The 13,440-nt window shown below is 65.0% G+C and carries 9 protein-coding genes and 1 pseudogene; 3 read left to right on the top strand and 7 right to left on the bottom strand.

Annotation, left to right across the window (positions count from 1 at the left end):
- Positions 1-118: 118 nt before the first annotated feature.
- A protein-coding gene (locus tag ABIF91_RS11365; RefSeq protein WP_129557670.1) for an IS3-like element ISRj2 family transposase occupies positions 119-1,248 on the top strand; the annotation gives its coding sequence in 2 pieces (ribosomal slippage) (positions 119-371 and positions 371-1,248; 1,131 coding nt in all).
- Positions 1,249-1,436: 188 nt separating this feature from the next.
- Entirely contained in the window at positions 1,437-1,892 is a 456-nt protein-coding gene (locus ABIF91_RS11360) for an Lrp/AsnC family transcriptional regulator (protein ID WP_028181127.1), read from the top strand.
- Positions 1,893-1,922: 30 nt separating this feature from the next.
- Here the strand turns inward: ABIF91_RS11360 and ABIF91_RS11355 are convergent, their stop codons facing one another.
- The 3 genes and pseudogenes from ABIF91_RS11355 to ABIF91_RS11345 form a co-directional block, all read right to left on the bottom strand.
- Positions 1,923-2,708, bottom strand: a complete 786-nt coding sequence (locus ABIF91_RS11355) for a fumarylacetoacetate hydrolase family protein (protein WP_028181128.1) — start codon at positions 2,706-2,708, stop codon at positions 1,923-1,925.
- Between the two features lie 12 nt (positions 2,709-2,720).
- On the bottom strand, positions 2,721-4,088 hold the full coding sequence (locus ABIF91_RS11350; RefSeq protein ID WP_035676260.1) for an LLM class flavin-dependent oxidoreductase: 1,368 nt from the start codon (positions 4,086-4,088) through the stop codon (positions 2,721-2,723).
- Between the two features lie 21 nt (positions 4,089-4,109).
- Positions 4,110-4,253, bottom strand: a pseudogene (locus ABIF91_RS11345) (Ldh family oxidoreductase); the annotation flags it as partial.
- A 303-nt stretch (positions 4,254-4,556) separates the two neighbouring features.
- Here ABIF91_RS11345 and ABIF91_RS11340 point away from each other — a divergent pair.
- Entirely contained in the window at positions 4,557-8,672 is a 4,116-nt protein-coding gene (locus tag ABIF91_RS11340) for a bifunctional diguanylate cyclase/phosphodiesterase (RefSeq protein WP_284278892.1), read from the top strand.
- Here ABIF91_RS11340 and ABIF91_RS11335 read toward each other — a convergent pair.
- From ABIF91_RS11335 to ABIF91_RS11320, 4 genes are all read right to left on the bottom strand, one after another.
- Entirely contained in the window at positions 8,646-8,987 is a 342-nt protein-coding gene (locus tag ABIF91_RS11335; RefSeq protein WP_028181132.1) for a hypothetical protein, read from the bottom strand. The two genes, ABIF91_RS11340 and ABIF91_RS11335, sit on opposite strands and share 27 nt — an antisense overlap.
- Positions 8,988-9,210: 223 nt before the next feature.
- A complete protein-coding gene (gene galE, locus ABIF91_RS11330) occupies positions 9,211-10,203 on the bottom strand; it encodes a UDP-glucose 4-epimerase GalE (protein WP_028181133.1) in 993 nt (330 codons plus the stop codon).
- Between the two features lie 19 nt (positions 10,204-10,222).
- On the bottom strand, positions 10,223-11,026 hold the full coding sequence (locus ABIF91_RS11325; protein WP_028181134.1) for a WecB/TagA/CpsF family glycosyltransferase: 804 nt from the start codon (positions 11,024-11,026) through the stop codon (positions 10,223-10,225).
- A complete protein-coding gene (locus tag ABIF91_RS11320; protein WP_028181135.1) occupies positions 11,019-13,397 on the bottom strand; it encodes a Wzz/FepE/Etk N-terminal domain-containing protein in 2,379 nt (792 codons plus the stop codon). The genes ABIF91_RS11325 and ABIF91_RS11320 overlap by 8 nt, the downstream gene beginning before the upstream one ends.
- Between the last annotated feature and the right edge of the window lie 43 nt (positions 13,398-13,440).

Raw genomic sequence — 13,440 nt, 5'->3', positions numbered from 1 at the left:
ATGAATAATTCGGTAGAATTTTGCATCAGGAGAGCTGGCCCCGCAAATTCGGACAGTAGCTTGAGTGGATTTTCTGCCTGACAGCGGCGAGGATTCTTGCTGCGAATCAGGAGCGAAGATGACGAAGAAGAGCCGCCGGACGCATTCTCCGGCATTCAAGGCGAAGGTTGCTTTGGCTGCGGTCAAAGGCGACAAGACACTGGCGGAGCTGGCGCAACTGTTTGATGTTCATCCGAACCAGATCACGATCTGGAAAAACCAGCTCCTGGAAGGCGCCGCCGGCGTGTTTGGGCATGACAAGACATCGGCCGAGACGCCGGTCGATTTGAAGGCGTTACATGCCAAGATCGGCGAGCTGGCGTTGGAAAACGATTTTTTGTCCGGCGCGCTCACCAAGGCGGGCCTGCTGAGCGCAAAGCGATGATCGACCGCGATCATGATCTTTCTATCGTGCGCCAGGCGAAGGTCCTGAAGCTGGCTCGCAGCACGGTCTACTATGAACCTCGGCCAGTTTCGGCCGAGGACCTTGCCTTGATGCGTCGGCTCGATGAGCTGCATCTCGATTATCCCTTCGCGGGAGCGCGTATGCTGCGATCGTTGCTGCGGCGGGAGGGCGTATACGCCGGTCGCCGCCACATCGCGACGCTGATGAAGCGCATGGGGATCGAGGCGGTCTATCGTCGCCCGAACACGAGCAAGCCGGCTCCGGGTCACAAGATCTACCCGTACCTGTTGCGCGGATTGAAGATCGAGCGGCCCGACCATGCGTGGGCAATGGACATCACCTACATTCCGATGCGGCGTGGCTTCGTCTATCTCGCGGCGGTCGTCGATGTGTTCAGCCGACGGGTCCTGGCCCATCGCGTCTCGATCACAATGGAGGCGGCCTTCTGCGTCGAAGCGGTCCAGGAGGCGTTGGCGAAGCACGGCAGGCCCGAGATTTTCAACACGGATCAGGGCAGCCAGTTCACCAGCCTCGAGTTCACCGATGTGCTGCTGGACGCGAAGATCGCCATCAGCATGGACGGCAAGGGCGCCTGGCGCGACAACGTGTTTGTCGAGCGGCTCTGGCGCACGGTCAAATACGAAGAAGTTTATCTCCGCGCCTACGACAGCGTGTCCGAGGCGCGAGCGTCAATTGCCAAGTATCTGGCCTTCTACAATCAGGGACGCCCTCACTCGAGCCTTGACGGGCGCACGCCCGACGAGGCTTACTTCGGCACGCAAGCTATGGTGATGGCCGCATGACCGTCGCCGACGGTTTTGTCGTCGCTCTGGTCGGGCTACGCCCTCCCGACGCAACGACAAAACCGTAAAGCCCCGCGTTCAGCATAACCCGGCAGGAATCCACTTAAATCCAGCGGGGCGCTGTCCAAACAACCGGGGCCAGCTCTAGGTGCCCGTTTCTGGTAGAAACTGTCGTCTTGAGGATGTGCATGATCGAAGAGCAGGACACCAGGATTCTCGCCCATCTCCAAAGGGACGGCCGTGCCACCAACCAGCAGCTGGCCGACGAGGTCGGCATGTCCACCTCGGCCTGCTGGCGCCGGGTGCGGGCACTGGAGGAAAGCGGCGTCATTCGCGGCTATGCGGCGCTGGTCGCGCGAGAGCAGGCGGGCTTTGCGATGTCGGCCATCCTCCACGTCTCGCTGGAGCGGCATGACGCGAAGTTCGTCGACGAGTTCGTGGCCAGGGTCACGACGCGCCGCGAGGTGCTGGAGTGCTTTGCGACCACGGGCGACGCCGACTATCATCTGCGCGTCGTCGTGCAGGACATGGCGGCCTACAACCGCTTCCTCGACGAGTTCATGTTCCGTATCCCCGGCATCCGCTACGTCCGCAGCAATGTTGTGCTGAAGGAGATCAAGACGGGCGTGGCGTTGCCGTTCTGACTTGCGGGAAGTGCCGCAGGGGAGGTCAGCCTACCGCTCCTCCCGCACGAACCTGTTCCGCAACGTCCCGACGCCCGTGATCTCGACCTCCACGACGTCGCCGTGCTTGATATCCGGCGAGGCGCCGTCGGTGCCCATCCAGATCACGTCGCCGGGCCATAGCGTGAAATACCTGGTCAGCTCGACCAGGAAGGGCACCACGCCGAAGATCATGTCGGCGGTCGCGAAGCGGTTGGTCTCCTTGCCGTTGACGCGGACGATGGTTTCCATCTTTTCGAGATCGGCTTCGGTCTCGATCCACGGCCCCATCGGCTTGAACGTGTCGGCGTTCTTGGAGCGCCACAGGCTGCGATCCGCCTTTTGCCAGCTGCGCTCGCTGACGTCGTTGCCGATGGTGTAGCCGAACACGCAATCCATCGCGTTCTGCTCGGTGAGATGCTTCACCTTCCTGCCGATGACGACGACGAGTTCGCCCTCGTAGTGGATCTTGTCCGTCGCGAAGGAGGGGATCACGACCGCCTCGTCATGTGCGATCAGTGCGTTCTGCGCGCGATAGCCGATCTCGGGCCTGTCCGGGACGGCCGGCACCTCGCCGCGCTTGTCGGCGGCTTCCTTGAGGTGCTTCAGATAGTTCAAGCCGACGCAATAGAAGGTGCGCGGGATCAGCGGCAATTCGATCTTGACCTCGGACAACGGCAGCATCCGCGAGGTGCGCTGCCATCCGGCGAAGGGATCGCCATCGACCGCGATCACCCGGTCGCCTTCAACGATCCCCCAGGACGTCTTGCCCGAAGCGGTGAATTTCAGCCAGCGCATGTCATGTCCCCGTTATTCCGCAGCCTCGCGCGGCTGCACTCTCCAGGCGCCGGCAGCAGGCCGCTCGAGCCCGAGATTTTCCCGTAGCGTCCTGCCGCGATAGTCCTTCTGGAACAGGCCGCGACGCTGCAATTCTGGTACGATATGCTTGACGAAATCGGCGTAGGAGCCGGGCACGTAGGTTGCGGCGATGACGAAGCCATCGCAACCGCGCTCGACGAACATCTCCTCCAGCTTGTCCGCGATCTCCTTGGGACCGCCGACCATCGCGTCCTGCACTTGCCCGCGGCCGGAGAAGGTGACGAAGTCGCGGGCGCTCGGGTTGCTCTTGCCTGACGCCTTCAGCACGCCGTCGCGGATGCCCAGGATGCCCTGCATGCTCTTCAGTTCCTCCGTCGTCAGCGGCTCGTCGAGATCCTTGGAGGCGAAATCGTAGTTGAGTGCTTCGGCGAGCAGCGACAGCGCGTCGATCTGGAGCGGCAGCTTGTCGATCAGCGCCATCTTGTCCTCGGCCTCAGCCTTGGTTGCAGCGCAGACCGGCGTGGTCAGATTGCACAGGAACATCTTGTCAGGGTCGCGGCCGGTCGTCGCCGCTTCGTTGCGCACAGCGGCATAGCCGTCCTTGGCGGCGGCGAGATTGCGCGCGGCGGTGAAGATCACCTCGCCCCAGCGCCCTGCGAAGCGCTGGCCGCGGCCCGAAGCGCCGGCCTGGATGATCACGGGATGGCCTTGTTGCGAACGCGGAACGGTGAACGGCCCGCGCGACCTGAAGGCTGGTCCCTTGTGGTCGAGCCGCTTCACCTTGGTAGGGTCGGCGAAGCGACCGCTTTGCTTGTCCATGATCAGCGCGCCGTCTTCCCAGGTGTCCCAATGGCCGAGCACGACCTCCATGAACTCATCGGCGCGGTCGTAACGGGAATCATGCTCGGGGTGGGAGTCGCGGCCCATGTTGAGTGCCTCGCCGTCATTGAGCGAGGTGACGACGTTCCAGCCGGCGCGCCCGCCCGACATCAGGTCGAGCGTTGCGAAGCGGCGCGCCACGTCGAAAGGCTCATAGTAGGTGGTCGAGCAGGTCGCGCCCAGGCCGAGCTTCTCTGTGACCATGCCCATCGTGGTCAGCACGATCAGCGGATCCATCTTCACGCAGCGGATGCCGTATTCGACGGTGTGGGCGTGGTCGTTGCCGTAACGGTCCGGCATCGCGAGGCGGTCGTCGAAGAAGGCCATGTGGAACTTGCCGGCTTCCAGGATCCTGGCGATTTCCTGATAATAGTCCGCCGACATCGAATCGCTGCGCGAGTCCGGATGCCGCCAGGAGCTCGGCAGGTTCGTGCAGTTCTGCGCCTGGAGGAAGCCGACCAATACCATCTGCCGATTCATGCTGCTGTCCTCCTGATGCCGTCAGGCCAGATCGAGCACGGCGTCGAGCCTGTACTCACGCGCCAGAGCGCGCAATTTTTCCCATGTGGCATCCTCGATCTCGATGCCGTCGCGCAGGCGCTGCTGCTCGCGCAAGCCCTCGATCTCACCGGGATAGTAGACGTCCGCGGCATGGCGTTCCCTCGGCTTGGTGCCCGTGACAGGCTGCTTGTTGGGTGCCATCGTTTCAAAGCGAAGGAGTGATATCAATCTCCCGTAAACCATCGCAGGGCTGCAAATTCGTGGAGAGAACGCGCCTTTGACCGATGATTCGTCCCGCGCGGCGGCGTTTCCCGCAGTTTTGTGTTGCTCGTTCGCTGCTCGTTCACTTTGATCGACGGTTTGCAGTGCGCAATAACGACCACTTAGGCGATCGCCGCTGATAAAGTCACCGGGACAAATAGGCAGAAATGCCCGGGAGCTGAGATCGTGCCGACGACACTCGCGCGCACCCTTGCGGCGTTGAGCGCCATCAATGAAGCGATCCTTTACGCGAGATCGCCGGACGAGCTGTACCAGAAGGTCTGCGACGCCGGATTTTCGAGCGGGGATTTTCTGGCCGTTGCCGTGTTCCTGGTGGAGCCGGACGGCCGGCGGCTGCGCTATGCGGCCGGCTGTGGCGATGACATTCCGCGGCTCCGTTCGATTGTGATCACGACGGAAGCCGGCACACCTGAAGGATCCGGCGTCGGCGGCGAGGCTTTTCGCGATCGGAAGCTGTGCATCAGCAACGACTATCTGAACGATCCGCGCTCGCTGGCGTGGCGCGAGGGCGTCGCCAAGGCTCACATCGGTGCGGCCGCGGCGCTGCCGCTGCTCTGCAACGGCAAGAGCGTCGGTGTATTGTACGTGACGCGTAGCGAAGCCAATTCGCTGGACGAGCAGATGGTGTCGCTGTTCGAGCGCATGTCGGCGAACATATCCTACGCACTGGACAATTTCGCGCGCGAGACCGCGCGGCAGGCAAGTGAGCGGGCGACACGGCGGCTCAACCGCATGTTCGGTGCCATCAGCGCCACCAACGAAGCCATCCTGCGCGCCAAGACCGAGCAGGAGCTGTACCAGCTCGTGTGCGATGCCTCGGTGCACAGCGGAAAGTCGCTGGCGACCATCGTGCTGCTCCGCAAGCCGGATTCGCACTGGATGATTCCGGTCGCCGCAACCGGACAGAACCTCGAACTGGTCACCCAGGCGCGCTATTCGATCGATCCGGAGAATCCTTATGGCAAGGGCATTTCCGGCGAAGTGTTCCGGACTCAGAAAGCCATCGTCGAGGACGATCTCGCCAGCCGCACCAGGGGCTCGCCCTGGGAGCAGGCCAACGTCGACACCGGCGTTGCCGCGTGCGTCGTCGCGCCGCTGATCAAGCGCGGCGAAAGCGTCGGCGTGCTGCTGTTCTTCATCAGCCGCTCCTGGGCCAAGGACGAGGAGATCGTCGCGCTGCTGCTGCGCATGGCGGAGAATGTCTCGTTCGCGATCGAGAATTTCGGCCGCGAGGCCGAGAAAGCCAGGATCGCCGCGGAAGAAGAGTGCCTGGCGCGAATGTATGCGGCGCTCAGCGCCACCAACGAGGCGATCCTGCGTGCGCGGTCGCGGTCCGAGCTGTTCGACCTCGTCTGCGAGGCGACCGCGAAGGGAGCCAAGTTCACCTCGGCCACCATCGCGCTGGTCGATCGTCGGGCCGAGCTGCTCCGCGTCGTCGCCTGCTACGGACCGAATGCGGATCAGGTTCGCAACTTCACGTTCTCCAGCTCCGACCGGGTGCCCGAGGGGCGCGGACTGACGGGCACGGCGTTCCGCACCTGCCAGCCCGCCGTCAGCAACGACGTGCTCGCCGATGATCGCATCGCGCCTTGGCAGGCCAGCGCCCGCCGCAACGGCATCGCATCCTCCGCGGCGTTGCCGCTGTTCAACGGCGACCGGGTGGAGGGCGTCTTTCTGTTCAACTCTCCGGAGCGTGGCACCTTCACGCCGGAGCTCGTCGAGCTGCTGCGCAAACTCCAGGCCAATGTCGCCTTCGCCCTCGAAAGTTTCGACCGCGCCGACGAGAAGGCGCGAGCGGACAAGCAGCGCAATCGTCTGAGCGGCATGTTCGAGGCGCTGAGCGCGACCAACGAAGCCATCATGCGCGCCAAGACGCGCGAGGAGCTGTTCGAGGCGGCCTGCCAGGCGGCTGTGCTCGGCGATCTCTTTGCCTCGGCGATGATCGGCATCATCGATGAGGAGCGCGAGCTCGTTCAAGTCGTTGCGGTCAAGGGGCGCCTGAAGGAGCGCATGGCTGGACGGACCTGTAACATTTCCGCCGGCCATCCCGAGGGCCAGGGCATCATCGGCACCTCACTCCGAACCCGCCGGCCCAGTGTCATGAACGACTATCTGAACGAGCCGCGGTCGGCATACTGGCGCACAAAGGCCATCGAGGATGGAACGCGTGCTGCGGCGAGCTTCCCGCTTCTGAGGGCGGGCGACAAGCCGGTCGGCATTCTGCTCTTCCTCGCGCTGGAAGAGGATACGTTCACCCCCGATCTGGTCCAGCTGCTCGAGCGCCTGGCAGAGAACGTCTCCTTTGCACTCGACAATTTCGATCGCGCCGAGGAGAAGGTCCGCACCGAAGCGCAGAAGGAGCGTCTGACGCGCATGTTCGCGGCTCTGAGCGCGACCAACGAGGCGATCATGCGGGCGAAGTCGCGTGCCGAGCTGTTCGAGCTCGTATGCCTTGCGGCATCGAACGGTGCCAAGTTCACCTCGACCACGATTGCGCTGGCCAGGGCCGGCACGGACCAGCTCGAGATCGTAGCCGCCGCCGGCCCGTCCGCCGACACCACGCGCAACGTCTGTCTCTCCATCGATCCGGAGCGACCGGAAGGGCGCGGCATGAGCGGCACGGCGTTCCGCACGCGCCAGCCCTGCATCAGCAACGACTATCTCAACGACGACCGCGTCCGTGTCTTCCACGCCATCGTGCGCGGGGACGGCGCGCGGTCGGGCGCCGCGTTTCCGCTCATCGCGCACGACCAGGCCGTCGGCGTCATGATCTACATGTCGACCGAACCGGCGACCTTCACGCCCGAGTTCGTCGAGCTGTTGCAGCGCCTCGCCGACAACGTCTCCTTCGCGATGGAGAATTTCGATCGCGCCGACGAGAAGAAACAGGCAGACGAGCGGATCGAGTATCTCGCCTCGCATGACAGCCTGACGGACCTGCCGAACCGCGAGACCTTCAACGAGCTGCTGCACGCGGCGATCGACACCGCGCAGCGTCGCGATCACCGCTTTGCGGTGCTGTTCATCGATCTCGATCGTTTCAAGGTCATCAACGATTCGCTGGGTCACGAGGCCGGCGACCTGCTCCTGCTCGAAGTCGCGAACCGCTTGCGCGGCGCGCTGCGGGCCAGCGACGTGGTGGCGCGACTCGGCGGCGACGAGTTCGTGGTGATCCTCGATCAGTGCGGCGAGATCGACGACGTCCAGCGCATCGCGACGGGGCTGCTCGCGGCGCTCGCCGAGCCGATGGAGCTGGCTGGCCACGAGTGCCACACTACGGCCTCCATCGGCATCGCGATGTATCCGGCCAACGGCTCCGACGCGCAGACGCTGACCAAGAACGCCGACATGGCGATGTACCTCGCAAAGGAAGACGGCAAGAACGGCTACCGCTTCTTCTCCAAGGAGGTGAAGACGCAGTCGATCGAACGGCTGTCGCTCGAGAGCGCACTACGCCGCGCGCTGGAGCGCGAGCCGTTCTCGCTGAACTACCAGCCCAAGGTGGACATGGGGACCGGCCAGATCACGGGGGTCGAAGCGTTGCTGCGCTGGGCTCATCCCGATCTCGGCAATGTCTCGCCGGCGCAATTCATTCCGCTTGCGGAGGAAACCGGGCTGATCGTGCCGATCGGCCGCTGGGTGCTGAATGAGGCTTGCGCGCAAGCCATGGCCTGGCAGCGCCACGGCCTGCTGCCGCTGTCGATGGCGGTCAACCTGTCGCCACGCCAGTTTGTCGACGAGCATCTGTTGCAGGACGTCGACGAAGCGCTGGCCGCCAGCGGCATGTCGCCGGTGCTGCTCCAGCTGGAGGTCACCGAGAGCATGATGATGCGCAATGTCGGTCGCGCGCTCAAAGTCCTCGACTCCATCCAGAGCCGCGGCATCCGCCTCGCCATCGACGATTTCGGCACCGGCTATTCGTCGATGTCGCTGATGAAGCACTTTCCGATCGACACCATCAAGATCGACCGCTCCTTCGTGCGCGACCTGCCGCAGGATTCGGAGGACCAGGCGATCGCACAGGCGATCATCAGCATGGGCAAGGCACTCGGCATGACGGTCGTCGCCGAAGGCGTCGAGAATGCCGAGCAGGAGGCGTTCCTGCGGACCCATGGCTGCGACGAGATGCAGGGCTTCCTCATCTCCAAGCCGCTGCCGGCGCGGCAGATCGCGGAGTTGCTGCGGCCGATGGTGCTGCCCGTCGCGCCGCCGCTCCAGCCGGAGCGGGATCCCGTCGCCGAGGAGGCCGCGGCGCTACGGTTGAAACGCGCTGTCGTCTGACGGCAGCGGGTGCAGCTCACGGGACTCGTCAGCCTCGCGTTCCGCCTTGCGCGGAAAATCGTCCGGCCATGGCAGTGAGGTCTGATCCTCGAACAGGGCGAGAAGCAGGCGCGCTCCGTCGGCAAAGGTCGATCCGCCGCCGAGGCCGAGCGTGCACGACCACGCACCTGGCATAGGCTCGCGCGCGTCGCGCACCGCCATCGCGGGTCCCCACCACCAAGCCGGCGCCGGCGACCGTTCGTCCTCAGGCACGGCGAGCCAGCGGGCGAATTCGTTCACCACGCGCTCGAATTGCAGGCTTGCGGCCTGAGGCATTCGCTCCGTGCTCCTTGTCGCGCCTGAAAGCAGGCCGATGCGCGCACGCGGTCGTGGTCCTGAAGCTTGAAGAACGGCGCGTCGCGCAGCCACGTATGCCGCTCCATCGGCGGCCATACCACAAGCACCCGGCGGCCGGAAAAGCGGCCGGCGCGGGTTTTCATAGCCTCTTCATTCCCTTTAGCGGCTTAAGGTACCCGCCGGCAAGCTGCAATACGGTCGCCTAGCGCGACCTGAACGGGTGCGCCTTCTGGTGCCAGGCCCAGGCCGTGCGGATGACCGTCGGCAGATCGGAGTGGCGCGGCACGAAGTTCAGCACCTTTCTCGCGGCAGAAGGATCCGCGACCAGATAGGTGGGGTCGCCGGCGCGGCGCGGCTTGACGCTGTGCGGCACCTCGCGTCCGGCCTCCTGCCTGATCGCGTCGAGGATCTCGCGTACCGAGAAACCGGAACCGGTGCCGAGATTGAAGCTGCCGCCGGCATGCCCTTGTTCCAGAAGCTTCAGTGCCGCGACGTGCGCGGCCGCAAGGTCCGTGACGTGGATGTAGTCGCGAATGGCGGTGCCGTCGGGCGTGTCGTAGTCGTCGCCGAACACCGCGAAGTCGACATGGCCCTGCAGCGCCATCATCGCACGTGGAATGAGATGGGTTTCGTTGTCGCGCAGCTCGCCGATCCCGCCGGCCGGATCGGCGCCGCTGGCATTGAAATAGCGCAGGCAGAACGCACCGAAGCCATAGGCGGTGCGGTAGTCGGCGAGCATGCGCTCGATCATCAGCTTCGATGCGCCGTACGGATTGATCGGCGCGCAGGGGAAGTCTTCCGGCAGCGCCTTGGAATCGGCGTTGCCGTAGACGGCGCCGGTCGAGGAGAACACGATGCGATGGCAGCCCGCGTTGCGCATGGCCTGCAACAGCGACAACGTGCCCTGGACGTTGTTGATGTAGTATTTCTGCGGGTCGGTCATGGACTCCCCGACGAGGCTCGCCGCCGCGAAGTGCATCACCGCTGTGACCTTGTGGTCGGCAAAGGCGCGGGCCAGCGCCGCGCCATCGAGCAGATCGCCCGTCACCAGCGGGCCGGAGACGAAGCTGCGATGACCTGTCGAGAGATTGTCATAAACGACGGGCTGATAGCCGGCGGCGGTCAATGCGCGGCACGCATGCGAGCCAATATAGCCCGCACCCCCGGTGACGAGGACGGTCGGTCGGTCGGTCATGTCGTCTTCTACTCTTCTTCTAGCGGATGGGGCGGTTGCGGCTGAGGAGAAGATAGAGCGCGCGGGGGTTGGTGGTCAAATAGCGCCACAGCAGGCGGCGTGGCTCGAGCAAGGTGCGCCAGGCCCATTCGAGTCCGATCTTCTGCATCCATTGCGGCGCGCGGGAACGGCTGCCTGACAGGAAATTGAACAGGCCGCCGGACGTCTTGATGACACCCACATTGGTGAGATGCGGCGTGAAATCTCTTACGAATGCCTGCTCATTGGGCACGCCGAGGGCGACCCACAAATAGTCCGGTGCAAGGGCATTGATCTCCTCGACCTTGGCGCGCAGCGCCTCGCCTCGCAGATAGCCGTGGCTGCGTCCGACGATTTTGAGCCTGGGATACATCTTCTGGACGTTCTCGACCGCGGCGGCGTTCTCGGCCTCGCTTGCGCCGAACATGTAGAACGTGCGGCCGACGGCCTCAGCCTTGCGCGCAACGATATGAAACAGGTCCGTGGTCGCAACGCGCTCCGGCAGCGGGAACCAGGATTGCAGCTTCGAGGCCGCGACCAGAGGCTGGCCGTCGGCGTTGATCAGGTCGGCGGCGCGGAACAGCCGCTCGGTCTGCGGCTCGGTCGAGCAGCGCGCCAGCACCTCGCCATTGGCCGAAGTGAGGAACAGCGGACGGCCGATGCGACTGTCAGGATCGGTCGCCTCGATCATGAAATCGGCGGTGGCTTCCAGGTCGAGCGCGGCCATGCGAAGCCCGCCCACGGTGATTCTCGGCACCTCGGCAGTCGCTGCCCGTCCGTCGAGGTTGACACGGCGCTCAAGCATATTGTCTGCCTCGATGGCGCGTTTGGATTGCAGGGGTGAGCTCGTCGAGCACGACGCCGACGAGCTTGCGCTCGGCGGGGCCGAGCGCGGCCAGGATCTCTTCCAGGCTGTCGTTGACGTCGAGGCTGGTCGGCAGCACGGCCACCAGCGAGTCGGTGTCGTCGAGCAGCTTGCGGCCGCCGGCCGAGAGCGGCATCGCCGGGCCGTCGAGGATCACGAGATCATAGCCGCCGGCGGAACGGGCCTGCGCAATCGCCTTGCGGATCGCGGCGGCAGCCTTGTCGGCATCGCCCTCCGCGGCGGGCAGCACCGAGATGCCGTTGACCGTCTTGATCTCGCGTGCGTCCTTGCTGCCGATCGAGAGCCATCCGAGCCTGCTCGGTTCGCTCTTGCTGGGACGGCTGACCTTGTTCGAAAGCGAGCGTGCCTGATGGTCGGCATCGATCATCAGCACGCGGGCGCCGTCGCGGGCGGCGGCCAGCGCGAAATTCAGCGTGGTCACGCTACGTCCGGTGGTCTCGCCGGCACCGACAAGCGCGATGACCGGCATCGCCTTGCCGCCCGCGCGCCGGACGACCGCCGCGCGCATGTCACGCCAGGCGTTAAGCAGTGTCGTCAGGGGAAAGCCGGGGCGGAGCGTTGGCCAACCCAGCCGCGTGAGGTCGACGCCGCCGCCGGTAGCGAGGATGGCGCCGAGCGTGTGGATGACGTCGGCTTCCTGGAAGCGTGCGATCAGCGGCTTCTCGATCACGGGCTTTTCGTCCATCGAAGGCTGGAGCGGGGGCGCGGCAAGTTCCGGCGGAATCTGTTCGACTTCCGGAATTCGCGAGGCCGGTTGAGGCGGCGACGCCTCCGGCGGGGGCGCGCGCTGCGGAGCTCTCACTGCATCTGCATCCGGCGCCGGCGCGCGCTGTGGACGGGCAGGCGCCGGCGCTGGTGCGGTCGCGCCGGTGAATAGCAACTCGACCGCGACGAACCAGCTCGAGGCCGCGATCGCCCCGAAGATGAAGCCGATCATGGCGAACAAGCTCATTGCGGGCGGGAACGAGCGCCGCTGCGGCACCGTCGCCTCGCCGATGACGCGGGCCGCCGACGTGTTCAGGCTCTCCTGCTCCTCGGTCTCGCGGGAGCGCTTGAGAAAGGACTGATAGACGTCGCGGCTGGCATCGGCTTCGCGCTCGAGCTCGCGCAGGCGTACGGCGGCCTGGCTGAGCTGGACACTCTGCCGCTTCTGGGCCTCCAGCGCCCGGTTGAGCGAGGCTTCGAAATCGCGGGCGCGCGTCAAATCGTTCTTGGCGGACTGGGCGAAGCGGTCGATCTCTTCGTTGATGGTACGCTTGAGGTCCTCGACCTGCTTCTCGGTCTGGCGCAGCGCCGGATGGCGCGGCCCGAGCTCGCCGGCCTGCTCCGCATATTTCTTGCGGGCATCGGCATATTGCGCGCGCAGATTCGCGATCGTCGGCGATTGCAGCGCCTCGGGGATCGCACCTGCATCCGTGGCCGCGCGCCGGCTCGCCTCGATCTGATCGAGCCGTGCCTGCGCATCCATCGTCGCCGCACGGGCCGCGGAAAGCCGCTGGTTGCTGGTGGAGAGTTGCTGGTCGCTGATCAGCGCATCCTGGGTGCCGACGAAATTGTTCTGGGCCTTGTAGGTGGCAAGCGCAGTCTCGGCGTTGCGCAGCCGCTCGCGCAGCTCCTTCAGGCGGCTGGAGAGATCGTTGGTGGCGCGCCGTGCCGCCGATGCCTGCGAGTTGCGGGATTCGGCGAGGTAGGCATTGGTCAGCGTGTTGGCCAGCATCGCCGCTTTCGCGGGATCCGTCGACCAGACCTCGATGTCGACGATGAAGCTCTTCTCGGTCTTGCGGACGGTGATGTGCTTGTTCAATGCGTCGAGCGCAGCAAGCTGCACTTCATTCTTCTCCGCGGCAGACGGCGCGCGGGGGTGCAGGCCGATCAGGCCGAGCAGCGACGACATCAGGCTCCTGCCGTCGCCGCCTCCGAATTCCGGATCCTTGTCGAGACCTGCCTGCTGAATGACCTGGAGCAGTACGCTGTTGGAGGTGATCAGGCGCGCCTGGCTCTCCACCACCATGGACATGCCGGAGATGTCCTGGGCGCGGGGCGTGAGTTCGCGATCGACGAGTTGGAGCTCGCGCGGGTCGACATAGAGCTGAGCGGTGGCGGTGTAGCGGGGCGTCACGCTCTTGCCGGCGACCACCGCGAGCGTCGCGCCGAGCAGGGCGGCCGCGGCGATCGCGACCTTTCGCCGCCAGAGCAAGTTGACGAGCTCGAGCACGTTGAAGCCGGCCTGAGGCTTCCGTTGCGGGGCCGCCGGTCCGGTCCGATCGATCGGCTGGTTATAGTCAAGCATGATCCCCAGCTTTCATTCCAACTGCCGCGGGCTGAGGGGGAGC

The organism is Bradyrhizobium sp. USDA 241, assembly GCF_049739505.1.
GTDB classification, from domain to species: domain Bacteria; phylum Pseudomonadota; class Alphaproteobacteria; order Rhizobiales; family Xanthobacteraceae; genus Bradyrhizobium; species Bradyrhizobium liaoningense.
Note: the sequence above shows the minus strand (reverse complement) of the source record. Positions and strands in the feature narration are given on the sequence as shown.

What these genes read in the sequence shown, in the direction of transcription:
- ABIF91_RS11360 (WP_028181127.1), top strand. Translation starts at nt 1,437, where the DNA reads ATGATCGAAGAGCAGGACACCAGGATTCTCGCCCATCTCCAAAGGGAC.
- ABIF91_RS11355 (WP_028181128.1), bottom strand. Translation starts at nt 2,708, where the DNA reads ATGCGCTGGCTGAAATTCACCGCTTCGGGCAAGACGTCCTGGGGGATC.
- ABIF91_RS11350 (WP_035676260.1), bottom strand. Translation starts at nt 4,088, where the DNA reads ATGAATCGGCAGATGGTATTGGTCGGCTTCCTCCAGGCGCAGAACTGC.
- ABIF91_RS11335 (WP_028181132.1), bottom strand. Translation starts at nt 8,987, where the DNA reads ATGCCTCAGGCCGCAAGCCTGCAATTCGAGCGCGTGGTGAACGAATTC.
- galE (WP_028181133.1), bottom strand. Translation starts at nt 10,203, where the DNA reads ATGACCGACCGACCGACCGTCCTCGTCACCGGGGGTGCGGGCTATATT.
- ABIF91_RS11325 (WP_028181134.1), bottom strand. Translation starts at nt 11,026, where the DNA reads ATGCTTGAGCGCCGTGTCAACCTCGACGGACGGGCAGCGACTGCCGAG.
- ABIF91_RS11320 (WP_028181135.1), bottom strand. Translation starts at nt 13,397, where the DNA reads ATGCTTGACTATAACCAGCCGATCGATCGGACCGGACCGGCGGCCCCG.